Origin of the sequence: Pedococcus sp. NPDC057267, assembly GCF_042668795.1 — a bacterium.
Lineage (GTDB): Bacteria > Actinomycetota > Actinomycetes > Actinomycetales > Dermatophilaceae > Pedococcus.
The window spans coordinates 13,793-37,431 of the sequence record NZ_JBHUYG010000036.1; the positions used below are offsets into that span (position 1 = coordinate 13,793).

Sequence of the window (23,639 nt, forward strand, 5' to 3'; positions counted from 1 at the left end):
GCCCGCCACGGCCCTGCGCCGATCGTTCGCTGCCGCGAACAGGTCCTCTCCAGCCGCTCCTCCCACGAGTGGCAGGCTATCCCCCGTGCCCGACGCGCCCTCCCCCAGCACACTGCACCCCGACCGGTCCCGGTCCCTGCTGTCCCGCCTCGGGTCCGCCCTGTCCCACCGGCCGAAGACGGTCGTCCTCACCTGGGTCGTGCTCGTCGTGCTGGGGTTCGCCACGGCGCTCGGCGCGTTCGGCAACGAGCGGCTGTTCGCCCGGCTCAGCACCGGCGAGCCGTCCGTGACGGGGCAGAACGCCGACGGCCGGGACCTGCTCGTCCGGCAGGGCCAGTCGCAGCTGACGACCTACACCGTCCGGGTCGACGGCGTCGACGTGACCGACCCTGCCCTCGCTAGGGCTGCCGCCCGCACCGCCGCCGACATCAAGGGCCTCACCGGCGTCGCCTCCGTCGCCTCCCCCTACGTCGTCCCGGGGGGACCCACAGGCCCTGCGGCCGCGCCGCTGCTCGCCGGGGGCTCGCCGTCCGGGCGAGGGTTCGTCACCGTCGTCACCTTCTCCGGCGACCGCAGCAAGGCCCAGCAGAAGCAGCTGGAGGCGGAGGTCCGCGACGCCTTCGCCCCCGTGCGCTCCTCCGTGCCGGGCGCCCGGGTCAGCGCGGGCGGCCTGTCGGACCTCATCACCGCCATCACCGACCAGCTCGAGGTCGACCTGCGCACCGGTGAGGGCATCGCCCTGCCCATCAGCTTCGTCGTGATGATCATCGTCTTCGGGGGCTTCGTCGCCGCCGGGATGCCGATCGCCGGGGCCATCGCCTCGATCGCGGGCGCGCTGGCCTCCCTCCTGGGCTTCTCCTACCTCATCGACCTCGACACGACCGCCGTCAACGTCGTCACGGTCCTCGGGCTGGGGCTGTGCATCGACTACGGGCTGCTGGTCGTGAGCCGGTTCCGCGAGGAACTGCGGGCCCGGGCGCAGGGCATGCCGGCCGCGCAGATCCCGGCCGACATGATCCGCGCCGCCGCCGCCCGGACCGTGGACTCCGCCGGCCGCACCGTGGTCTTCTCCGGGCTGACCGTGGCGATCTCGCTCGGCGGCCTCCTCGTCTTCGAGGCCCAGATCATGAAGGGCATCGGCGTGGCCGGCATGTCCGTCGTGGTCATCGCCATGCTCGTCGCGCTCACGCTCATCCCGTCCCTGTGCGTCCTCGGCGCGCGCCGGCTGCTGCGACGCGGCACCGAGACCGCCCCCGAGCACGGCGTGTTCTCCCGGCTCGCCCAGTGGGTCCACGGCCGCCCCGTCCCGATCATCGCGGTGGTCCTCGCGGCGCTCGTCGCCCTGGCGCTGCCCGCGTTCGGCCTGCGCCTGACCTCCTCCGGCGAGCAGCTCCTGCCGACGAGCAGCAGCCAGCGCCAGTTCTTCGAGGGCCTGGCCAAGGACTACCCGCAGCTCGGGGGTGCCGACGTCGTGGTCGTCGCCCGCGCACCGCTGGCGCAGGTGCAGCGGTATGCCGCCGGCATACGCCTCCCCGCCGGTGGCCGGGTGCGCGACGTCAAGGACATCGGCGACGGGCTCGCCACGGTGAGCCTCGACGTACCGGGGGCCGCGCTGGACGACCCGGCGCGCGCGCTGACCACGCAGCTGCGCGAGGACTCCCCCGGCTTCCGGACCTGGGTGGTCGGACAGGCCAGCGGCCTCACCGACTTCACCGACTCGATGCTCGCCCGGGCACCGTACGCCTTCGCGCTCGTCGCGCTGGCGACGCTCGTGCTGCTGTTCCTCATGACCGGGTCGGTCGTGATCCCCGTGAAGGCCTTGCTGCTCAACGTCGTGTCGCTGGGGGCGTCGCTCGGCGTCCTCGTCCTCGTGTTCCAGCGCGGCCACCTCGAGGGCCTGCTGGGGTTCTCGTCCGCCGGGGCGATCGAGTCCACCATCCCGCTGCTCATCCTGGCCTTCGGGTTCGGGCTGTCGATGGACTACGAGGTGTTCCTCCTGTCCCGGATCGTCGAGCTGCACGAGCGCGGCTACTCCAACGACGACGCCGTCGTCGTCGGCCTCCAGCGGTCGGGCCGGATCATCACCTCGGCAGCCCTGCTCGTCGTCATCGTCTTCTCGGGGTTCGCGGCCGGCAAGCTGCTGGTCATCAAGGAGACGGGCGTCGGCCTCGCGACAGCCGTGGCCATCGACGCGACGCTCGTGCGCATGCTCCTCGTGCCGGCGACGATGACCCTGCTCGGTGACTGGAACTGGTGGGCGCCGGCGCGGCTGAAGCGCCTGCACGCCCGGTTCGGGATCACGGAGTGACGCAGCCCGCAGGCGCCGGTCCCGTCGAGGTCACCAGCCACGCGGAGCTGCTCGCGGCGACCGGCGGCAGCGCGTTCGTCCGCCACGACATCCCCGACCCGCTGGAGGGCACGGCCCACGCGCTCGGCGCCGCCGTCGCCTTCCCGCGGCGCACCCACACGCGCAGGCTCGGGCTGCTCGTCATGGGGCCGCCGGCCGACTCGGCGCAGCTGCTCGACGCCCTCCTCGGGGACGACGTCCTTCCGGACGGCATCGCGTCGGTGACGGTGGAGCGCGGCTCCTTCGAGGCGGTGTCGGCCCGGCTGCCGCTCGGCGAGGGCAACGACTGGGAGTGGATGTGCACGACAGCGCCCCCGCCCGAGGTCCCGGCGGAGTCGAGGCTCGAGGGGCTTCACCGGGCCGACGAACCGGCGATCCGCGCGCTGCTGGCGGCCGCCAACCCGAACACCGACGCCCGCCCGTTCGAGCACCCGGGACAGCGCTGGGTCGGGGTCCGTGGGGACGGCGGGCTGGTGGCCTGCGGCGTGCGTGAGCCCGGGGTGGCCGGCACGCCCGTGCTCGCCGGCATCACGGTCGCGGAGAGCGCCCGCGGCACCGGCCTGGGCCTGGCCGTCACGGCTCGCCTCACCCGTGAGGCCGTGGCCGAGTCCGGCGCCTGCACCCTCGGGATGTACTCGCACAACAGCGTGGCCCGCCGGGTCTACCGCGGCCTCGGCTACGGCGACGTCCACGAGTGGTCCAGCCGCAGGCTGCTCCGGTCGCCGGCACCTGGGGCCGCCCCGGGGTGCTGACGGGGCGTCGAGTCACGGCGTGCGGACTGGCCGGGGGCGTGCCTACATTCGTCCCGACGGTTCCACCGACGAGAGGACTGAGATGCCCAGCGTGACCAACGGTTCGGTCGACATCCACGTCGAGGACACGGGCGGTGACGGCCGCCCGGTCGTCCTGATCCACGGGTGGCCCCTCAGCGGTGCCTCGTGGTCGGAGCAGGTCCCGGCCCTCACCGACGCGGGGTACCGCGTCGTGACCTACGACCGTCGCGGGTTCGGCCAGTCCGGCAAGCCCGCTGACGGCTACGACTACGACACCTTCGCCGACGACCTCAAGGCGGTGCTCGAGGCCCTCGACCTGCGCGACGCCAGCCTGGTCGGGTTCTCGATGGGCGGCGGCGAGGTGGCCCGCTACCTCGGCCGGCACGGCCAGGACCGCGTCCACAGCGCCGTCTTCGCCGCGGCGATCCCGCCCTTCCTGCTCAAGTCCGACGAGCACCCCGACGGCGGCCTCGACATGGCGACGGTCGAGTCCCTGCAGGCAGACCTGCGCAAGGACCCGCCGGCCTTCTTCGACCAGTTCATGACCGGGTTCTTCAGCGCCGGGGACGACCTCAAGGTCACCGAGGCCCAGCGCCAGGAGGCCCTCGGGCTCGCCGCCCAGGCCGACCCCGAGGCTGCGGCGCAGTGCATCGCGACCTGGGTGAGCGACTTCCGCGACGACCTCGCGAAGGTGACCGTCCCGACCCTCGTCATCCACGGCGACTCCGACGGCACGGTGCCGCTGGAGGTGTCGGGACAGCGCACCCACGAGGCCGTCGCCGGCAGCGAGCTGCACGTCGTCGCCGACGGGCCGCACGGGCTCAACGTCTCGCACGAGGACGAGTTCAACCGGGTCCTGCTGGCGTTCCTCGAGAAGTAGCCGCACCACCTGCCCGGTGCCGTCCGCTCCCCGAGCGGGCGGCACCGTCGCGTCCGGCCCCGGGCCACCGGCGCGAGCACCACGGGCGCACTCAGGCGAAGTCGGCGGCCGTGTACTCGCTGGGCTCGACGAGGACGAGCCAGTTCCCCGAGTTGTCCCGGCACAGCGCCTCGGTGCCGTACGGCCGCTGCGACGGCGGCTGCAGGAACCCGACCCCCTTGGCCGTGAGCTCCTCGTAGGTCTTCTGGCAGTCGTCCACGTTCAGCCCGACGCCGCTCATGCCGCCCTGGTCCTGCGACCGGCGGATGGCCTCGACCAGCTCGGGCGCCAGCGGCGGACCCGGCACGGCGAGGTGGACCTGCAGCTCGGGCTGGCTGGGGTGGACCACCGTGCACCACCGGTAGCCCTCGCCGAGGGTGATGTCGTCCTTCTCCTCGAAGCCCAGGACGTCCGTGTAGAACCTCTTGGACTCGTCGACGTCCTTGACGAAGACGCTGACGATGCTGATGTTCGTGATCATGCGGCGAGCCTAGGAGTCGTGCCGCCCCGGCTGCTTCTCCTCGATTGCGGACGTCGCCGGGTCGGGGCTCCGCTCGACGAGGCCCCACATGAAGACGTAGCAGCCGGGGATGTGCGGCGCGCCAGCGGCATACCGGCGCTGGAACTCGCTGGGGCTCTCCCCCACCACAGCCCGGAACCGGCTGCTGAACGAGCCGAGGCTGCTGAACCCGACGGCGTGGCACACCTCGGTCACGGTGAGGTTGGTGGCGCGCAGCAGGTCCTGCGCGCGCTCGACCCGCCGTTCGCTGAGGTATGCCGCGGGCGTGCGGCCGTAGGCCGACCGGAAGAGCCGCAGGAAGTGGTACTTGCTCAGCCCGGCGACCGCCGCCAGCTCGTCGAGACCGATCGGCTCGGTGTAGTGGCGGTCGGCGTGGTCGCGCGCCCGGCGCAGGTGCACGAGCACGTCGCCGGGCGCGCGGTCCATCAGCTCTGCTTCGGGTTGACCTCGTCGGCGCCCTGGGGCGCGGGGGCCTTGTCGGCCGGCTTGGCGTCGACGCCGGCCTCCTTGCGCTGCTCGGGCGTGATGGGCGCCGGCGCAGCGGTGAGCGGGTCGTAGCCGCCGCCGGACTTGGGGAACGCGATGACGTCGCGGATCGACTCGGTGTGCGCGAGCAGCGAGACGATGCGGTCCCAGCCGAAGGCGATGCCGCCGTGCGGCGGGGCGCCGTACTGGAAGGCGTCGAGCAGGAAGCCGAACTTCTCCTGGGCGTCCTCCTGGGACAGGCCCATGACCTTGAAGACCCGCTCCTGCACGTCGCGGCGGTGGATACGGATCGAGCCACCGCCGATCTCGTTGCCGTTGCAGACCATGTCGTACGCGTAGGCGAGGGCCGGCCCGGGGTCGGTGTCGAAGGTGTCCTCGAACTCCTTCTTGGGCGAGGTGAACGCGTGGTGCACCGCGGTCCACGCGCCGGCGCCCACGGCGACGTCGCCGGCGGCCACGGCCTCCGAGGAGGGCTCGAACAGCGGGGCGTCGACGACCCAGAGGAACGACCAGGCGTCCTCGTCGATGAGCCCGCAGCGCCGGCCGATCTCGAGGCGGGCCGCGCCGAGCAGCGCCCGGCTGGACCGCGCCGAGCCGGCACCGAAGAAGACGCAGTCGCCCGGCTGGGCGCCCACGTGGGCGGCGAGGCCGTCGCGCTCGGCATCGGTGAGGTTCTTGGCCACCGGGCCGCCGAGGGTGCCGTCCTCCTGGACGAGGACGTAGGCCAGGCCGCGCGCACCGCGGCTCTTGGCCCAGTCCTGCCAGGCGTCGAGCTGCTTGCGCGGCTGCGACGCGCCGCCGGGCATGACGACCGCGCCGACGTACTCGGCCTGGAAGACCCGGAACGGGGTGTCCTTGAAGTACTCGGTGCAGTCGACGAGCTCGTTGCCGAACCGCAGGTCGGGCTTGTCCGAGCCGAACCGGGCCATCGCCTCGGCATACGTCATGCGCTCGAACGGCGTGGGCAGGTCGACGCCGATGAGCTTCCAGACCTCCTTGACGACGGCCTCGCCGAGCTCGAGGACGTCGTCCTGCTCGACGAACGACATCTCGATGTCGAGCTGGGTGAACTCGGGCTGGCGGTCGGCGCGGAAGTCCTCGTCGCGGTAGCAGCGGGCGATCTGGTAGTACCGCTCCATCCCGGCGACCATGAGCAGCTGCTTGAACAGCTGCGGGCTCTGCGGGAGGGCGTACCAGGAGCCGGGCGCCAGGCGGGCCGGCACGAGGAAGTCGCGAGCACCCTCCGGCGTCGACCGGGTCAGCGTGGGGGTCTCGATCTCGACGAAGTCGCGCTCCCCCAGGACCTTGCGGGCGGCGGCATTGACCTTCGAGCGCAGACGGATGGCCGAACCCGCGGACGACGCACCGGGGCGGCGCAGGTCGAGGTAGCGGTGCTTGAGGCGCGCCTCCTCGCCGACGGTCACGCGCTCGTCGATCTGGAACGGCAGCGGGGCGCTGGGGTTGAGCACCTCGATGGTGCCTGCCAGGACCTCGATCTCGCCCGTGGGCAGGTCGGGGTTGGCGTTGCCCTCGGGGCGCGTGCGCACCTCGCCGACGACGCGGACGCAGTACTCGTTGCGCAGGTCGTGGGCGCCGCCCTGGGCGAGGACCTCGTCGCGCGCGACCACCTGGGCGACACCGCTGGCGTCGCGCAGGTCGAGGAAGGCCACTCCGCCGTGATCGCGCCGCCGGGCCACCCAGCCCGTGAGGGTGACGGTCTGGCCGGAGTGGTCGGCACGCAGGGTGCCGGCCTCATGGGTGCGGAGCACGAGGAGTCCTTCGATCGGGGCCGGGGGTTCGTCTGCCGGGGCGGCCCGGCAACCCGCCCATCCTACGGACCGGCCGGCGCGGTCGACGAACCGGTTTGCCGCGCCCGGACGGCGCGCCAGCCCACCCGCTCAGGCCTGCTCGACCGTCCCGTCGACGTAGACCCAGTGACCGGCCCGTCGGGTGAAGGCGCTGCGCTCGCGCAGCACCCCGCCGACGTGCCGGGCCTCGAACTCGACCTCACCCACCGAGTCCCCCTCGTTGCCGTCCGCCGTCGCGAGGATGCTCAGCCCGAGCCAGCGGGGTGTCCCCGCCTGGCCGAGCCCGAGGTCGGCCGGCCGGGTCCGGGGGTGCCACGTGCGCAGGAGGTATGCCTCGTCGCCCACGGCGTACGCGGCATACCTCGAGCGCATCAGCTCCACGGCGGTCGCGGCCTCGCGCTCGCCTCGGTGGAGGAGCGCGCAGCAGGCGGCGTAGGGATGCCCGCTGCCGCAGGGGCACTCGTCCGGTGCAGCGGCCGCGGCCCCGAACGCGCTCACGTGGTGCTCGCGGGGAGGATGCAGAACTCGTTGCCGGCCGGGTCGGTGAAGCTGGTCCAGGGCAGGTCGCCCCAGTCGTGCTCGAGCCTGCGGGCGCCGAGCTCCTCGACGCGGGCGAACACCGCGTCCCGGTCGTCCACGGCCTCGAGCCGCAGGTCGAGGTGCATCCCGTTCTTGTCCCGCTTCGGCTCGTCCTCGGGGAAGAACTCGAGCACGAGGCCGCGACCGCTGGGGTGGCGCAGCGACACCGGCTCGACACCGTCGTACCGCTGCCAGCCGCTCAGCTCGGACCAGAACGCGGCAACCCGCTCCGGGTCGCCGCCCAGCACCGGGATCGCGGCCACGGGGCCGGTGTCGCGGTAGGCCGGACGAGCCTCGAGGACGCAGAACGGGTGCCCCTCGGGGTCGGCCAGCACCACCCAGGGCACGTCGCCCTGTCCGATGTCGGCGTGCGAGGCCCCGAGGGCGAGGAGCCGCTCGACGACGGCGTCCCGGTCCGGTCCGCCGAACAGGTCGAGGTGCAGCCGCGGCGCGGCACTCGACGGGTGCTCGACGCGCTGGAAGCACAGGTCGAGCACGGGACCATCCTCGACGGCCAGGCGGGTCTCGTAGCCCTCGGGCTCGTCGGTCAGGGTCGTGGCGCCGAGCGCGCGCTCCCAGAACCGGCCCAGGCGGCCAGGGTCTGCGGAGTCGACGACGACGTTCTCGAGGAACATGCGCCCGAGCCTACGGGTCCAGCGCACCGGAGCACGTCGAGCTGTTCCGCCGTCTGCCGCCGTGCCCGGTCGCGTCGCCCGGCGCCCGCAGACGGGCTCAGCCGCGCAGGTGCGGGTGCCCGGGCCAGGGGGCGTCTGCCGGGCGCAGGGTCGACCAGTCGAGGTCACGGGCGGCGAGCACCGCCAGGGCGGCGATGGCCAGGGTCGCGTTGTGCACGCGCCCGGCCAGGACCGCGTCACGGACGTCCTCGAGCGCGACCCAGCGCACCGGCATACCCAGCTCCTCGCCGTCGCGGTCGTGCCGCTCGGCGTGCGGCACCTCCGCGAGGTCGCGGGCGAGGAAGATGCGCAGGCCCTCGTCGAGGCCCCCGGGGGAGCTGACGTAGTCGACGAGGACGTTCCACGTCGCGGCGGTGAGGTCGGCCTCCTCGTGCAGCTCCCGGGCGGCGGCGAGGTGCGGCGCCTCGCCGTCGACGTCGAGCAGCCCCGCAGGGACCTCCCACTCGAAGGCGCGCACGGGGTGCCGGTACTGCTGGATCAGGCAGATCCGGCCCTGCTCGTCGAGCGCGGCGACGGCGACGGCGCCGGGGTGGCGCACGTACTCGCGGGTGACCTCCCCGGCCTCGCCGAGGTCCACCCGGTCGCGCACGACGTCCCACACGAGCCCGTGCATCGCCACCTCGGTGGAGACGACGGGACGGCCCTCGAACCGGTCGGCGAGCTCCTCCGCCACGGGTCAGGCGTTCGCGTCGGCGGCGACCCTGGGCCGCTCGACCTCGACCAGCCGCGAGGCGCGCTGCGCGTCGAGAGCCGCACCCACGAGCCCCGCGAAGAGCGGGTGCGCGCGGTGCGGACGCGACTTGAACTCGGGGTGCGCCTGGGTCGCCACGTAGTAGGGGTGCTCCGAGCGGTCGAGCTCGACGAACTCCACGAGGCCCCACTCGGGGTGGGTGCCGCTGATCACCAGGCCGGCCTCGCGCAGCCGGTCGAGGTACTCGTTGTTGACCTCGTAGCGGTGGCGGTGGCGCTCCGTGGCGGTCGTCGAGCCGTACGCCTCGGCGACGATCGAGCCGTCGAGCAGCTTGGCCTCCTGCGCGCCGAGACGCATGGTGCCGCCCAGGTCGCCGGCGCCCTCGACGAACGCCTTCTGCTCCTCCATGGTCGCGATGACCGGGGCCGGGGTCTGCGGGTCGAACTCGGTCGAGCTCGCGCCCTCGATGCCGGCGACGTTGCGGGCGTACTCGATCACCATGCACTGCAGGCCGAGGCAGATGCCCAGGGTCGGCACCTGGCGCTCGCGGGCCCAGCGCAGCGCACCGACCTTGCCCTCGATGCCGCGCACGCCGAAGCCGCCGGGGACCAGCACCGCGTCGACCCCGCCGAGCGCCTTCTGGGCCCCGAGCTCGGTCTGGCACTCGTCACTGGCCACCCAGCGGATCGCGACCTTCGCGTCGTGGTGGAAGCCGCCGGCGCGCAGCGCCTCGGTGACGGAGAGGTAGGCGTCCGGCAGGTCGATGTACTTGCCGACGAGGGCGATCTCGACCTCGTGCTCCGGGTTGTGCACGCGGCGCAGCAGCTCGTCCCAGTCGTGCCAGTCGACGTCCCGGAACGGCAGGCCCAGACGACGGATGACGTACGCGTCCAGGGCTTCCTTGTGCAGGACCTTCGGGATGTCGTAGATGCTCGGCGCGTCGACGGCCGCGGCGCACGCCTCGGTGTCGACGTCGCACATGAGCGAGATCTTGCGCTTGATGCCCTCGGGGATCTCGCGGTCGGCCCGCAGGACGAGCCCGTCGGGCTGGATGCCGACCTGGCGCAGGGCTGCGACCGAGTGCTGGGTCGGCTTGGTCTTGAGCTCGCCGCTGGGCGCGAGGTACGGCACCAGCGAGACGTGCAGGAAGAAGACGTTGTCGCGACCCACGTCGTGGCGCACCTGGCGGGCGGCCTCGAGGAACGGCAGGGACTCGATGTCGCCGACGGTGCCACCGATCTCGGTGATGATGACGTCGGGCGCGTCGGCCCTGCTGACGCCCTCGCTGCCCGCGGCCTGGGCGCGCATGCGGGCCTTGATCTCGTTGGTGATGTGCGGGATCACCTGGACCGTGTCGCCGAGGTACTCGCCACGACGCTCCTTGGCGATGACGTCGCTGTAGACCTGGCCGGTCGTGACGTTCGCCTTGCCGACGAGCGGAACGTCGAGGAAGCGCTCGTAGTGGCCGATGTCCAGGTCGGTCTCGGCCCCGTCGTCGGTGACGAACACCTCACCGTGCTGGAACGGGTTCATCGTCCCGGGGTCGACGTTGAGGTAGGGGTCCAGCTTCTGCATGGTGACCCGCAGACCGCGGGCCCGGAGCAGATGTCCGAGGCTCGAGGCGGTGAGCCCCTTGCCGAGCGAAGAGGCAACGCCCCCGGTCACGAAGATGTGTTTCGTCTGCTCCACCACGGGGTTCAAGCCTACGTCATCCGGAGCACGCCTCGGTACCACTCGTGCCAGCGACGCGCCGTCTGCTCGCCGTCGTCCCACGATGCGGCCCGTCGGCGGCCCGCGTCCGCCGCGGCGAGGCGCGCCCCCGGGTCCTGCAGGTATGCCGTGACCGCTCGCGCGACGGACTCGGGGTCACCGACCGGCACGAGCGTGCCGGCCCCCGCGACGAGGTCGCGCAGGCCGCCGGTGTCGGTGGCGACGACGGGCACGCCCGCCGCCATCGCCTCCTGGACGACCAGGGCCCGTGCCTCCCAGCGCGACGTGAGGACGAACACGTCGGCGGCACGGAGCCACCGCTCCGGCTCCGCCTGCGGACCCACGAAGTGGACGGGCAGGCCGTCTCGGCCGGCCGCCTGCGAGAGGCGGGCGAGCAGGGCCTCGTCGCCACCGCCGACGACCACCCACACGGTGTGCGGGACGAACGCACGAGTCGCCTCGACGAGCGTGTCGAGGTCCTTCTGCGGGGCGATGCGGGCGATGGTCAGCACCAGCCGCGCACCGTCCGGCGCGTCGATGCCGTTGTCGCGCAACAGCTCCCGCGCCAGCGCCCGGCGCTCCGGGTCGTCGGGGGGCGGCGTGGACGACAGGGCCGGCACCCGCGGCGACGGCACGGGCGCCAGCCGGGAGTCGCGCGCCCCCAGTCGGCGGGCCTCGTCGACGAGGTCGCTGCTCGCCCCCGTCACGAGGTCGGCGCGACGGGCCACGACGCGCTGGGCGAGGTCGAGCACCCGGCGCCGCCAGCCGCCCGCGAGGACGGCGTTGTGCTGGCTCACGACCACCGGCGTCCGCAGCCCCACCGTCGCCACGACAGCGACGAGGCCGGCCTGGTGGCCGTGGGCGTGCAGGACGTCGGCGGAGGCGGCGGCGCGCCGGATCGTGCGCAGCGACCGCACTGCTCCGGCAAGGCCCCCGTCGCCCCCGGGCCACGCCACGAGCGCGTCGGACAGTCCGAACGTGCTCGCGGTCAGGCCGTCGGTGACCACCACGACGTCGTCGCCCACGGCCCGCAGGTCCCGGCTGAGCTCGACGACGTGGGTGCCGATGCCACCGGTGCTGCGACCGAGCAGCTGGACGACCCTCACGCAGCCCCTCCGCGGCGACGGCGACGGCCCTGCTCCCGCAGTGCCTGCACCGAGCGCCGGTCCCCCGCCGCCATCACGAGGAGGTACGACAGGCCGGTCAGGAACGCCACGGCCACGCCGACCGCGAGGGAGGCAGCGACGCCCTGCGGCTGCATCGACCGCGCCACGGCGTCACCGACGCCGAACCCCACCGCCACGGCGACGACCGCAGAGCCCAGCGTCCGGCCGCTGCCGGCCAGCGCCTCCGGGCCCCACGCCTGTCGCACCAACAGGGCCAGCACGGCGGCGGACAGCGTCATGCCGACCGTCGAGGAGACGCCGAGCACCCCCAGCGTGGACGCGGCGCTGGAGCCCTCCGGCAGCAGGGCGACGGGGCCGAGGGCAGTGACGGCCCAGCCGGCGGCGACCGCCAGCGCCGCGTAGAGCGGGCGGCCGCGGACGTACAGGGCGCGGGTGAGCAGGGCGGCCACGGCGAACCCCACCACCCCCGGTGCGTATGCCGAGAGCGCGCCGGGGAGGGCGGCCAGCGCCTCCGCGCCCGACCCCCTCGTGCCCGGCGTCGCCCCGCGGGCGCCGGGGTCGATCGAGTGGAAGAACTCCCCGACCGGCTGCGCGACCGCCATGAGCACCGCCGCGGCACCGGACACGAGCACCAGGATCCCCCGGAGGCTGCGGGCGAGCGTGTCGCGCGCGGACGTGCCCGGCAGGAGCCCGGCGTCGGCGGACTCGGCCGCGGCCGTGTGGGCCAGGGCAGGGAAGGCCGATGTCGCGATGGGGACTGCGAGCACGGCATACGGGAGCAGGTAGACGGCCTGGACGTAGGAGTAGACGTTGACCGCCCCGACGGCGTGCGTGCGGTGGTGGGTGACCCAGAGGGTGGCCAGCACCGCACCCTGCTGGGCCAGGAGCGCGACGACGCCGGCGCCGGCGAGCGAGCGGGCCCGGCGCGCCGCCCCGTCGGGGAAGCGCAGGGTGGGACGCAGCCGCACGCCCGCCCGCAGGGTCGGGACGAGCAGCGGCAGGCTGAGCACCACGACGCCGAGCGTGGTGCCGCCGGCGAGGACCCACACGGCACTGTCGGACACGGTGGACGCGGTGGTCGCCGAGCGGTCGACCAGCTGGCCGTAGGTGAGGTAGGACGCGATGACGACGAGGCTGGACAACAGCGGGGCGAGCGCCGCCGCGAGGAACCGGCGGCGGGCCTGCAGCACGCCGCTCAGCACGATGCCGACGCCGTAGAGCAGGACCTGGGGCGCGAACAGCACGAGCATGTGCCGCCCCAGGGTCGCCTCGGGGCCGGTGGCGTCGGACCCCAGGAGGGCGCGGCTCAGCCACGGGGACACGAGCGCGAGCAGCAGGCTGAGCGGCAGCAGCACCACGACCGCCCACGACAGCAGCGCCGAGGCGGTCTCGTCCGCCTCCCGCTCCCGGCCGAGCCCCAGCTGCCCGGCGATGAGCGGCACGGCGACCGCGGCGAGCACGCCCCCGGCTGCGACCTCGTAGACGACGTTGGGGACGAGGTTGATGGTCTGGTAGACGTCGCCGACGCTGGTCGTGCCGACGTTGCGGGAGAACACCAGCGTCCGGGCGAAGCCGGCGACCCGGCTCAGCAGCGTCGCGACGGCGATGATGCCGGCGGCACGCGCGATGGAGGTCCCGACGGACGTCGCGGTCACGGGCGCCCCAGGGCGTCCAGCTCGCGCAGGACGGGTGTCGACTCGATGACCTTGGTGAACGACACCTTCTCCGAGGCGAGGGTGAGCCCCACCAGGACGGCGAGGACGGCCCAGCGCCCGCGAGGTCCGGCACCCTGCACCAGCGCGGTGCCCAGCAGCGCCCCGGCGGCGTTCGCACCCGTGTCGCCGAGCATCGACTCCCCCGCCAGGTCGGGACGCAGCAGCCCGACCGCGGCGCCTGCGGCCGCGCCCCCGGCCACTGCCGACCGCGGGCTGGTCGCCGCCACGGCCCCGAGCGCCAGCGTGACCTTGAGGGCGCGGCCGGGTCGCAGGTCGAGCAGGTTGAGCAGGTTCGCCGTGCCGGCGACGACCGCTCCGCCCACGAGCGTGTCGAGTGCGCCGGGGTGGTCCCGCCGTCCGCCGTCCCGTTGTCCGCCGTCCGGCAGTTCGCGGTGCGACCCTCTGTTGGCCCGTGCCGCGCGGTCCACCAGGGCGGCGCTGGCCAGCCCGGTGAGGCCGAGCCCCAGCACCTTGACCGCGCCGGTGGTGACCTGTCCGCGCGCCAGGGCGCCGAGGTGGCCCCGGAGGCCCTTGCTGCTGGAGTCGCCGGCGAGGTCGTCGAGCGCGCCAAGGGCGGCCGCGGAGGTCGTCGCCAGGACCGGCCCCGCCCCGCCGCCGAGCAGCGCGGCGCCGGCAGCCGCGCCGACGGCATACGCGGGACCCTCGAGGAGAGTCACCCGTCGCCCGGCGTGGTTCGTCCGCTCCCAGCGAACCGTCCCGCCGGGCGGCGCGGAGCGCAGCGCCCGCAGGGCCAGCGCCCCGGCGACGCCGGCGACGAGACCGGGGACCAGTCCGGGCACGGGGGCGCGCACGGCTGCCTACTTGGTGGCCAGCTGCGGGAACGCGGCGGCGGCGTCGGCGGCCAGGCCGTACTGCCCGGCGCGGCCCGCCTCCTGCTCCAGCAGGCCGAAGACGACGCTCGCCTGGCCCATCGGCAGGTCGACGTCGTCGACCGTCGACAGCTGCTTGGCGAGGTCGCCGTCCGCGCGGGCGGTCGTCACCACCGAGGCGGCGTTCGTGGCCTTGGGGTCGAGGGTCGGGGCCACGAGGACGGCGCCGGCGCCGGCGTCGTCCAGCGCCCCCGCGAGCTTGGCGAGGGCCGTCGCGCGGGCGGTGCGGTCGTCGGCGCTGTTGCCGGCCACCGGGCCGCCCACGACCACCGCGACCGTGGACGGGACGACGGTGCCGGAGTACTTGACCAGCTCACCTGTGCGCAGCGACTCCAGGGTCGCCCGGGCCCCCTGCGAGGTCGAGCCCGCCTTGGTCAGCACCGACCGGGCGAGGACGGCGTTGATGACGTCGGAACCGCCCTCGTCGACCGGCACGCCCACCCCGCTGGCGAGGTTCGAGCCGAGCGTCGCCCGGAAGGTGGCCTTGTCCGGGTCGAGCCACGCGTCCTGCACGGTGACGGTCGACCCGATCTTCGCGCCGGCGGCGGCGAGCGTCGCGCTCGTCGCCTTCACGACGCCCTGGTCGGCGCCTGGCAGCACGACCACGCTGACGGTGGTGTCGGTGAGCCGGCCCGCCAGCAGGCTGCGGTTGCTCGCCTCGGTGAAGTCGTCGCGCGCCTTGGCGGCCTTGTCGGCGGCGTCGAGCTCGGTCCGCAGCGCGGCCTTGTCGGTGCGCAGGTTCTTCACCTCCGACGTCAGGGTGTTGCCCAGGTCCTCCTTGAGGGGGCCGGCACCGAGCACGATTCCCACGGCGAGGGCCAGGAAGATCGAGACGATGGAGACGAGGTGGTAGCGGAAGTCGATCACGTGACAGTTCCTACGACGAAGGACCAGAGGTCATCCCAGCGGGCCGCGAGCACCTGGAGCAGGGCCCGGCCGCCGGTCGTGGACCACAGCGCGGCGAACAGCGCGCTCAGGCCCACGAGGAGCATGAAGATGAGGGTGAGGTTGGAGATCCGCGAGCGGTAGAGCCGGCTCACGCCCTTGGCGTCGACGAGCTTGCCCCCCACGCGCAGCCGGGTGAGGAACGTGCTCGCCATGCCGCTGCGGCCCTTGTCGAGGAACTCCACGAGCGTGGCGTGCGTGCCGACGGCGACGATGAGCTCGGCGCCCTTGTCGTCGGCGAGCAGCATCGCGACGTCCTCGCTCGTGCCGGTCGCGGGGAAGACCACCGGCTCGACGCCGAGCCGGCGCACGCGCTCGAGCCCGGGAGCGTTGCCGTCCCGGTAGGCGTGGACGACGATCTCTGCCCCGCAGCGCAGTGCTGCGTCGGACACCGAGTCCATGTCGCCGACGATCATGTCGGGCTTGAGGCCCTCCTCGATGAGGGCGTCGGCTCCCCCGTCGACGCCGACGAGGACCGGCCGGTACTCGCGGATGTAGCTGCGGAGGGTCTTGAGGTCCTCCTTGTAGTGGTACCCGCGGACGACGATGAGCGCGTGCCTGCCGTCGAGGGCGGTGGTGATGTCCGGGACGCCGACGCCGTCGAGCAGCAGCTCACGCTCCCGGCGCAGGTACTCCATGGTGTTCGCGGCGAACGCCTCGAGCTGCACGGCGAGCCCCGCGCGGGCCTCGGTCATGGCGGCCTGCACGAGCTCCTCGTCGAAGGCCTGGCCGCGGGCGACGACGGTGTCCTCGACCCAGACCTCCCCGCCCTCGATGCGGACCTGCTGGCCCTCGTGCAGGTCGTGCATGACGTCGCGACCGACGTTGTCGACGAGCGGGATGCCGGCCTCGACGAGGATCTCGGGGCCGAGGTTGGGGTAGCGGCCGCTGATCGACGGCGAGGCGTTGACGACCGCGGCCGGGCGGCACGCGAGCAGCGCCTCGGCACTGACCTTGTCGATGTCCTGGTGGTCGATGACCGCGATCTCGCCGGGCCTCAGGCGCTTGGTGAGGTTCTTGGTGCGGGCGTCGACGCGGACCGGCCCGCGGACCCCCGGGCTGTCGGGGACGCGGGCGCGCTGGCGTGGGATCTTCAGTGGCATCGTTCGTCCATCCTCCCATGGTGGGAGCGGCCGGCCGTGCGCCCCACGCGGGCGATGTGGGGTGTCTCGCGTTCGCCCGGACGGGGTCAGCTCGTGGCCGCGGCCCGTCGCAGGGTGGTCTGCTCGACCAGCTCGCGCGCGTGCTCGAGGGAGGTCCCGGTGTCGACGCCGGCCATCATCCGGGCCAGCTCGCGGAGCCGCTCCTCCCCCTCGACTGCGTGCACGCCGCTGGAGGTGATGTGGCCGTCGTTGGCCTTGCGCACGACGAGGTGGCGGTCCGCGTATGCCGCGACCTGCGGCAGGTGGGTCACGACCACGACCTGCGCGTGACGGGCGAGCGCGGCGAGCCGCGCGCCGACGTCGAGGGCGGCCGCGCCACCGACGCCCGCGTCAACCTCGTCGAAGACGAAGGTGGGGACGTCGGCACCGCCGGACGCGCCGGTGACGACCTCGAGGGCGAGCATGACCCGCGACAGCTCACCGCCGGAGGCGGCCTTGGCGACCGTGCGGGCGGGTGCTCCGGGGTTGGCCGCGAGCATCACCTCGACGTCGTCGGCACCGTGGCGCGCCGGTCCGGCCGCGCGCGGCGACACCCGGACCTCGATGGTGGCCGAGCCCATGGCCAGGTGGGCGAGCTCGGCGGTGACCGCCTCGGCCAGGGCCGCGGCGGCCTCGGTGCGGGCATCCGTGAGGGCCGTCGCCGCGGCCTCGCGACGGGCAGCGAGCTCCCCCACGAGCTGCTCGAGCTCCTCGATGCGGGAGTCGGACCCGAGCAGCGTGTCCAGACGGCGGGCGGCGGTGCGGCCCCACTCCAGCACGTCGTCGATGGTGTCGCCGTACTTGCGGGTGAGGGCGGTGAGGTCGGCCCGGCGCTGCTGGACGAAGGCCAGGCGGCCGGGGTCGACGTCGACGTCGGTGACGTACGAGCTGAGGTCGGCGGCGAGGTCGCCCACGAGGTAGCCCACCTCCGCGAGCCGGCGGTCCAGCTCCCGCAGGGCCGGGTCGTGCTCGACCTCCCCCGCCAGGGCCTGCCGCGCGGCAGCCACCGCGGCCATCGCGTTCGGCACGGGCTCCGCGGCATACTCCTCGTCCCCGGCGAGGTGCACGAGGGCCAGGGCGGACGCGGTGCGCAGGCCCTCGGCGTGGCTGAGGCGCTCGTCCTCGACGCGCAGGTCGGCGTCCTCCCCGGGCTGCGGGTCGAGCTGCTCGAGCTGGGCGAGGCCGTGCTCGAGGACCTCGATCTCCTGCGCCCGCTCGCGCCCCTGCTGGCGCAGCTCGGCGAGCTCGCGCCCGGCGGCCTCGTGCTCGTCGTAGACCGCGGTGTAGGCCTCCAGGGCCGCGCGCACGGCGGCGCCGCCGAAGGTGTCGAGCACCGCCCGGTGCTGGTCGCTCTGGCGCAGCCGCCACTGGTCGGCCTGGCCGTGCACGGCCACGAGGTGCTCCCCGACCTCCGCGAGCACACCCACGGGTGCGCTGCGCCCGCCCACGTGCGCCCGGGACCGCCCCTCGGCGCTCACGGACCGGACCAGCACCAGGCCGTCGGACACGTCGGCCCCGGCCTCGGCGGCGCGCACGGCCGCCGGGTGGTCCACGGGCACGTCGACGAGCCCCTCGACGACGGCGTTGGCCTCGCCGGACCGCACGAGCCCGGCGTCGGAGCGAGCCCCGAGCAGCAGGCCGAGACCCGTCACGACCATGGTCTTGCCGGCGCCGGTCTCCCCCGTGACGACGTTGAGCCCGGGGTGCAGGTCCAGGACGGCGTCGTCGATGACACCGAGTCGCTGGATCCGCAGTTCCTGGAGCACGGGGCACAGCCTCTCACGCAGCGGCGACGACGTGGCCCAGGCGTGCGGTGTCGTCGCGGACCACGCACGCGGCGGGGTCACGGACCACGCGCGCGGCGGAGTCACGGACCACGCCGCGGCGGCGGCCCTGGCTAGGCCATCGGTGGGGGCGCGGCGCCCGTCGGCACCGAGGTGCTGGAGCCGACCGGCGGCACGATCCCGCCGCCGTCCCCGTGCTCCCCGCTCCGCTGCTCCTTGCTCCGCCGGGCCTCGCGCCGGGCCTCGCCGCGCCAGCCGTGGATGGACAGGTCGAACTTCGCCACGAGGCGGTCGGTGAACGGCGAGGTGCTCAGCCGCGCCAGCCGCACCGGCGTCGCGGAGCGGACGGCCTCGATCCGCGCCCCGGCCGGCAGGTCCACCGCTCGGCGCCCGTCACACCACAGGGCCCCCGTGCCGAGGGTGTCCTGCACCACCTCGAGCGCCAGGTGGGAGTTCGGGCCCACGACGAGCGGCCGGGCGAACAGCGCGTGCGCGCTGATCGGCACCAGCAGGAGCGCCTCGACGTCCGGCCACACGACCGGTCCCCCGGCGGAGAAGGCGTAGGCCGTGGAGCCGGTCGGCGTCGCGACGACGACCCCGTCGCAGCCCCAGGTCGTCAGCGGGCGGCCGTCGATCTCGGCGACGACCTCGAGCATCCGCTCGCGGTTCGCCTTCTCGACGGTGACCTCGTTCAGCGCCCAGCTGCTGTAGACGGGGGCGCCGTCGACGTGGGCGGTGACGTCGAGGGTCATCCGCTCCTCGACGGTGTAGGCACGTCGCACGATGTGCTCCACGGTGGCGGAGATGTCCTCACGCTCGGCCTCGGCGAGGAAGCCCACGTGGCCGAGGTTCACCCCGAGCAGTGGCGCACCGCTGCCACGCGAGACCTCGGCACCGCGCAGGATCGTCCCGTCTCCACCGAGGACGCAGACGAGCTCGCACCCGCGCGCCGGGTTGCCACCCTCGGCGACGGTGACGCCGTGGTGCGAGGAGAGGCCGAGTGCGTCGGACTCCTCGCGGGCCATGACCACGCCGATCCCGGCGTCGTGCAGGCGGTCGACCACCCCGAGGGCGACGGCCGTGGCCTCCTGCCGGCGCGGGTGGGCGACCAGCAGGATCCTGCGGTTGTCTCCGGTGCTCACGGGGCTCCCTTCGCGCTCACGGGGCGCTCACCTCGTCGGCGGCCCTCACCAGAGCCTGCCATCCCATCGACTCCGCGGCGCGGGGGGTCAGCCACAGGAGGTACTCGGCGTTGCCCTCCGTGCCCACGACAGGGCTGGCGGCGAGGCCCTTGGGGTGCAGCCCGGCCTCGATCGCCGCCCGGGCGACCTCGGTGACCGCCCACGCGCGGTCGCCCTGGGCGCGGACGATCCCGCCCTTGCCCAGGCGGCTGCGCCCCACCTCGAACTGGGGCTTGACCAGCACCACCGCGTCCCCGTCGTCGCGCAGCAGCGACCGCAGCTCGGGCAGGACGAGGGTCAGCGAGATGAAGCTCAGGTCCGCCACCAGCACGTCGACCGGTCCCCCGATGTCGTGGGGGCCGAGCCCGCGCACGGTGGTGCCGGAGCGCTCGGTCACCCGTGGGTCGCGCGCCACCTCGGGCACCAGCTGGTCGTGGCCCACGTCGAGCGCGACGACATGGGCGGCCCCGTGGTGCAGCAGCACCTGGGTGAACCCTCCGGTGGACGCCCCCACGTCGAGGCACCGGCGGCCCGTCACCTCCAGCCCTCGGGGCCCGAACTCCTCGAGCGCACCGACGAGCTTGTATGCCGCGCGGCCGACCCAGCGCGGGCCCTCGGCCCGCACGTCGACCTGTTGGTCCTCGGTGGTCGGGGACGACGGCTTCGTCGCACGGTGGCCGTCGACCGTGACGAGGCCGTCCTCGACGAGGCTGCGGGCGTGCCCGCGCGAGCGGGCCAGCCCGCGGCGGACGAGCTCGACGTCGAGCCGGGCGGACCCGGTCACTCGCCGCCGAGGTCGGACAGGCGGCCCTGCAGGGTGCGGTGCACCCGGCGGCCGGCCTCGATCTGCGCGTCGAGGTCGTCGGCCGGGGCGTCACGCAGGTCCTGCAGCGCCGAGTCGATGACGATGTCGCCGGTCACCCGGTCGCCGGTGCCCGTGGCCGGGGAGCCAACATCCTCGCGGGTGCCGTCCTCACGGGAGTCCGCCTGGTCGCCCGCGGGGCTGGCTTCGTGGGTCTGCGGGCTGCTGGGGGTCTCGCTCACGTGGTCGCCTTCGTCGCCGTCGACCCGGCGGCCGACGTGCTGCTGGTGTTAGTGCTGCTCGTGTTCGTGCTGGTCGTCGACTTCTGTGCTGACGTCTTCTTCGCCGACGATTTCTTCGCCGCCATCGACTTCTTCGCTGCCGTCGACTTCTTCGCTGCGGACTTCTTCGCTGCGGAGGGAGCTGCCGTCCTCGTGGCGGAGCGCGCCGACCCCTCGTTCGCCGTCGGGGACGTCGTGGTGGGGGTCGACGCCGCGGACTTCGCCGCCGACGACTTCTTCGCCACGGACTTCTTCGCCACGGACTTCTTCGCCGCCGTCGACTTCTTCGCCGCGGACTTCTTCGCGGTTGCCCTGCTCGCCACCACCCCGGAGGCGCCGGCGCGGGTGGGCGCACTGCCGGCCGACGTCGCCGCGGCAACGGCCTCGCCGGCCCCCGCGAGGCCGAGACGGTCCGCCGCCTCCTCCGCCACGTGGGGGGCCCGGGTGCTCACGGCACCGGTGGCCGGACGGGCCAAGGTCCCGAGCGGGGTGCGCGACGCCGTGCTGACGGCCGACACCCCCGCGGCCAGGACGGTGGAGCGCAGGTCCGCGAGCTCGCGGGTGACGGCAGCGAGCGAGGTCCGAGCGGCCTCGACGTCCGCCAGGCGCGCCACGTCGGCGCGCTTGAGCGCTGCCTCGACCTCCGACTGCACCAGCGCGACGAGGTTGTCACGGTTGGCCTTCGCGGCCTCGAGGAGCTGGTCGGCGAGGGTCGAGGCCTGCACCGCTCGGCGCGTGACCTCGTCCGCCCCCGGCAGGGCCAGGAGCCCCTGCGCTGCCTCGAGGGCTCGCGCCTTGGTCATCTCGCCGAGCCCGCTGGCGAGCTGTACGTAGCTGCGTACGGATTCGAATGCCATCGTGGTCCTCCCGCCGGGGATCGGGCGGTCGTCGCCCGTCGGGGCCACGCTACTGCCACTCGTCCAGCTCTGCGGCGAGCCGGTCGGCTGTCGCGAGGTCGATCTCGTCGTCGTCCAGGGCCTCGTGGAGGCAGGCGATGCCCGCGCGCGCCGCCTCGATCGGGGTGCCCTGGGCGGCCACGTCCCATGCACCGTCGGCGACCCGTCGCCGGTCGCCGCCGCACACCCACCACGTGTAGTCGGTCTCGGCTCCCAAGTAGACCTCGCTGAGCTCGCGCAGGTCGGGCAGCAGGTAGGTCGGTCGCTGGTCGTGGGGCGCGCGGGCGAGGGTGCGCACCGAGTCGACCCCGGTCAGGACGAACACCGAGTCGAGGCCGGCAGCGGACGCGCCGGCGATGTCGGTCTCCAACCGGTCCCCCACCGCGAGCAGCGAGCGGGGGGACAGGTCCAGCCGGCTCGCGCACAGGGCGTACAGCGGCGCGTACGGCTTGCCGACGACGATCGGGTCACGCCCCACCGCACGCCGGACAGCGGCGACGAGCATCCCGTTCCCGGGGGCGGTGCCGCGGTGGGTGGGCAACGTCTCATCGGTGTTCGTGGCCACCCAGACCGCGCCGGCGGCCACGGCATACGTCGCCTCGCTCAGGTCTGAGGCGGTCACGGACGCGCCGTACCCCTGCAGCACGCCACCGAGGCGCAGGCCCGGGTCCGCCCCGGCAGTCTTCGGGTCCACGACCCGGAACCCTTTGTCGCGCAGTGCCTCCCGCACGCCGTCACCGCCGACGGCCAGAACGGCTGAGCCGGCCGGCAGGTGCTCGAGCAGCTCGGCGGCGCCCGCCTGGGCGCTCGTCGCGACGTCGCGCCCGGTGACGTGCAGGCCCAGATCGGTCAGGTGCGCGGCCACCTCCTCCGGGGGCCGCGAGGCGTTGTTCGTCGCATAGACGACGGGCACCGGGAGGGCGGACAGGGCCTCGACCGCGTGGTCGACGGCTTCCGGGCCCCGGTAGACGACGCCGTCGAGGTCGCAGACGACCCCGGAGTAGTGGTCGACGAGACCCGACACCTAGGACTGCACCTCGTCGTCGTCGTCCTCGCCCTCGAGCAGGTCGGTGAGGACGACCCCGTCGAGCTCGGCGAGGCGGTCGGCGGCGTCGGTCTCTAGCTCGTCGTCCGCGGCCACGGCCTTGGCGAACCAGTCCCTGGCCTCCTCGGACCGGCCCAGGGCGAGGAGCGCGTCGGCGTACGCGTAGGACAGGCGGGCGGCGTACGGCTTGCGCGAGGACCCCCGAAGCTGCGGGATCTCGAGCGCCAGCCGGGCGGCGTCGGGCTGACCGAGGTCGCGCCGGATGCCCGACACGACGATCGCCAGCTCGACACGGTCCTCGACCGCCAGCGTCTTGGCCTCGGGCGACGAAGCCAGCTCGAGCGCGCGCTCGGGCCGCCCCAGCCCTCGCTCGCAGTCGACCATGAGGGGCAGGAGGTGGGAGGAGCCGCTCAGCCGCCGCACCGTGCGGAACTCGCTGAGCGCACGAGCCCACTCCCCCTTGCGGTAGGCGACCATGCCCAGGGCCTCGCGTGCCGCAGGCACCCGTCCGGCCCTGCGCACCGCCGTCTCGGCGTGCGCCTCGGCACCCTCGAGGTCCTCGGCCTCGAGCAGCGCCGCCACCATGACGAGGTGCTGCGCGACGCCTTCGGCGTTCTCCTTGCTGAGGGTCCGCAGCTGCTGGTGCACCGAACGGTCGAGCTCCTTGCCCGTCACGCCCTCGGCGATCCGGGGCTCGGGCAGCTTCGGCTTCTTCGGCGCCAGGCGCGGTCCCCCGCGACGCTCGGAGTTGTCGAACGTGCCGGCGCCACGCTCGCGGCCCTGGCCGCCGCGGTCGTCACGCCCCCGGCGGGCACCGGGCCCGCCGCGGGAGTCGTCGCGCGGACCACGCCGCCCGTCAGAGGACCCGCCCCATCCACCGCCGGACGAGCCGCCACGACCACCGCCGGACGAGCCGCCACGACCGCCAGCACCGGCTGCACCGCCACGACCGGACGAGCCACCACGCGCAGCGCCCGACGAGCCACCACGGCCGCCGTATGAACCTCGACTGCCGCCCTGGCCGCCGGCACCGCGGGGCCCGCCACCGGACGACGGACGGCTGCTCTGGCCACGGCGGCCGTTCTGGTCTTCGGACACGGGAACACTCCTCGGTGGTGCGGGTCGGTCGGCAGTCTACGGAGGCCCGCGGCATCGCGCCGCGGGGCCCGGTGAATGCAAAAAGGCCACCCGTGTTGGGTGGCCCTTTTGACAAAGTATGTTCGGCTGCGTCCTACTCTCCCACACCGTCACCAGTGCAGTACCATCGGCGCTGAAGGGCTTAGCTTCCGGGTTCGGAATGGGA

22 protein-coding genes and 1 rRNA gene are annotated in these 23,639 nt (G+C 74.1%); 3 read left to right on the forward strand and 20 right to left on the reverse strand.

Annotation, left to right across the window (positions count from 1 at the left end; all coding sequences use genetic code 11):
- Positions 1-85 precede the first annotated feature (85 nt).
- The 3 genes from ACFUC1_RS09790 to ACFUC1_RS09800 all read left to right on the forward strand — a co-directional run bounded on the left by ACFUC1_RS09790 (position 86) and on the right by ACFUC1_RS09800 (position 4,000).
- Positions 86-2,308: an MMPL family transporter gene (locus ACFUC1_RS09790; RefSeq protein WP_379119117.1), complete on the forward strand. Its 2,223-nt coding sequence runs from the start codon at positions 86-88 to the stop codon at positions 2,306-2,308.
- Positions 2,305-3,099, forward strand: coding sequence for a GNAT family N-acetyltransferase (locus ACFUC1_RS09795; RefSeq protein WP_379119119.1), 795 nt, complete (start codon positions 2,305-2,307; stop codon positions 3,097-3,099). The genes ACFUC1_RS09790 and ACFUC1_RS09795 overlap by 4 nt, the downstream gene beginning before the upstream one ends.
- Positions 3,100-3,181: 82 nt before the next feature.
- Positions 3,182-4,000, forward strand: coding sequence for an alpha/beta fold hydrolase (locus ACFUC1_RS09800; protein WP_379119121.1), 819 nt, complete (start codon positions 3,182-3,184; stop codon positions 3,998-4,000).
- A gap of 91 nt (positions 4,001-4,091) precedes the next feature.
- Here the strand turns inward: ACFUC1_RS09800 and ACFUC1_RS09805 are convergent, their stop codons facing one another.
- From ACFUC1_RS09805 to rrf, 20 genes are all read right to left on the reverse strand, one after another.
- The gene (locus ACFUC1_RS09805) at positions 4,092-4,520 is read right to left on the reverse strand and encodes a VOC family protein (RefSeq protein WP_379119123.1); all 429 of its coding nucleotides are present in this window, start codon (positions 4,518-4,520) and stop codon (positions 4,092-4,094) included.
- A gap of 9 nt (positions 4,521-4,529) precedes the next feature.
- Complete coding sequence (locus tag ACFUC1_RS09810; RefSeq protein ID WP_379119125.1) at positions 4,530-4,985, reverse strand: helix-turn-helix domain-containing protein; 456 nt, start codon at positions 4,983-4,985, stop codon at positions 4,530-4,532.
- Complete coding sequence (gene aspS / locus ACFUC1_RS09815; protein ID WP_379119127.1) at positions 4,985-6,814, reverse strand: aspartate--tRNA ligase; 1,830 nt, start codon at positions 6,812-6,814, stop codon at positions 4,985-4,987. Before aspS ends, ACFUC1_RS09810 begins: the two co-directional genes overlap by 1 nt.
- Before the next feature lie 129 nt (positions 6,815-6,943).
- Positions 6,944-7,351, reverse strand: coding sequence for a YchJ family protein (locus ACFUC1_RS09820; protein WP_379119129.1), 408 nt, complete (start codon positions 7,349-7,351; stop codon positions 6,944-6,946).
- Positions 7,348-8,067 carry a VOC family protein gene (locus tag ACFUC1_RS09825; protein WP_379119131.1) on the reverse strand — a complete coding sequence of 240 codons (720 nt, stop codon included), beginning with the start codon at positions 8,065-8,067 and terminating at the stop codon, positions 7,348-7,350. Before ACFUC1_RS09825 ends, ACFUC1_RS09820 begins: the two co-directional genes overlap by 4 nt.
- Before the next feature lie 97 nt (positions 8,068-8,164).
- Positions 8,165-8,800, reverse strand: a complete 636-nt coding sequence (locus ACFUC1_RS09830; protein WP_379119133.1) for an NUDIX domain-containing protein — start codon at positions 8,798-8,800, stop codon at positions 8,165-8,167.
- A gap of 3 nt (positions 8,801-8,803) precedes the next feature.
- Complete coding sequence (locus tag ACFUC1_RS09835) at positions 8,804-10,510, reverse strand: CTP synthase (RefSeq protein ID WP_379119134.1); 1,707 nt, start codon at positions 10,508-10,510, stop codon at positions 8,804-8,806.
- Between the two features lie 11 nt (positions 10,511-10,521).
- A complete protein-coding gene (locus ACFUC1_RS09840) occupies positions 10,522-11,634 on the reverse strand; it encodes a glycosyltransferase family 4 protein (protein ID WP_379119136.1) in 1,113 nt (370 codons plus the stop codon).
- Positions 11,631-13,310, reverse strand: a complete 1,680-nt coding sequence (murJ, locus tag ACFUC1_RS09845; protein WP_379119138.1) for a murein biosynthesis integral membrane protein MurJ — start codon at positions 13,308-13,310, stop codon at positions 11,631-11,633. Before murJ ends, ACFUC1_RS09840 begins: the two co-directional genes overlap by 4 nt.
- Positions 13,307-14,182, reverse strand: a complete 876-nt coding sequence (locus ACFUC1_RS09850; RefSeq protein ID WP_379119140.1) for a hypothetical protein — start codon at positions 14,180-14,182, stop codon at positions 13,307-13,309. The genes murJ and ACFUC1_RS09850 overlap by 4 nt, the downstream gene beginning before the upstream one ends.
- Before the next feature lie 6 nt (positions 14,183-14,188).
- Entirely contained in the window at positions 14,189-15,127 is a 939-nt protein-coding gene (locus ACFUC1_RS09855; protein ID WP_379119142.1) for a copper transporter, read from the reverse strand.
- The gene (gene steA / locus ACFUC1_RS09860; RefSeq protein WP_379119145.1) at positions 15,124-16,308 is read right to left on the reverse strand and encodes a putative cytokinetic ring protein SteA; all 1,185 of its coding nucleotides are present in this window, start codon (positions 16,306-16,308) and stop codon (positions 15,124-15,126) included. The genes ACFUC1_RS09855 and steA overlap by 4 nt, the downstream gene beginning before the upstream one ends.
- A gap of 86 nt (positions 16,309-16,394) precedes the next feature.
- Positions 16,395-18,113: a DNA repair protein RecN gene (recN, locus tag ACFUC1_RS09865; protein WP_379119147.1), complete on the reverse strand. Its 1,719-nt coding sequence runs from the start codon at positions 18,111-18,113 to the stop codon at positions 16,395-16,397.
- A gap of 131 nt (positions 18,114-18,244) precedes the next feature.
- A complete protein-coding gene (locus ACFUC1_RS09870; RefSeq protein WP_379119149.1) occupies positions 18,245-19,273 on the reverse strand; it encodes an NAD kinase in 1,029 nt (342 codons plus the stop codon).
- A 16-nt stretch (positions 19,274-19,289) separates the two neighbouring features.
- Positions 19,290-20,096: a TlyA family RNA methyltransferase gene (locus ACFUC1_RS09875; RefSeq protein WP_379119151.1), complete on the reverse strand. Its 807-nt coding sequence runs from the start codon at positions 20,094-20,096 to the stop codon at positions 19,290-19,292.
- Entirely contained in the window at positions 20,093-20,356 is a 264-nt protein-coding gene (locus ACFUC1_RS09880) for a hypothetical protein (protein ID WP_379119153.1), read from the reverse strand. The genes ACFUC1_RS09875 and ACFUC1_RS09880 overlap by 4 nt, the downstream gene beginning before the upstream one ends.
- Complete coding sequence (locus tag ACFUC1_RS09885) at positions 20,353-21,252, reverse strand: hypothetical protein (protein WP_379119155.1); 900 nt, start codon at positions 21,250-21,252, stop codon at positions 20,353-20,355. The genes ACFUC1_RS09880 and ACFUC1_RS09885 overlap by 4 nt, the downstream gene beginning before the upstream one ends.
- A gap of 49 nt (positions 21,253-21,301) precedes the next feature.
- Positions 21,302-22,315: an HAD-IIA family hydrolase gene (locus ACFUC1_RS09890; protein ID WP_379119157.1), complete on the reverse strand. Its 1,014-nt coding sequence runs from the start codon at positions 22,313-22,315 to the stop codon at positions 21,302-21,304.
- Positions 22,316-23,434, reverse strand: a complete 1,119-nt coding sequence (locus ACFUC1_RS09895; RefSeq protein ID WP_379119158.1) for a tetratricopeptide repeat protein — start codon at positions 23,432-23,434, stop codon at positions 22,316-22,318.
- 120 nt (positions 23,435-23,554) lie between these two features.
- Positions 23,555-23,639: ribosomal RNA gene (gene rrf / locus ACFUC1_RS09900) — 5S ribosomal RNA — on the reverse strand; the annotation flags it as partial.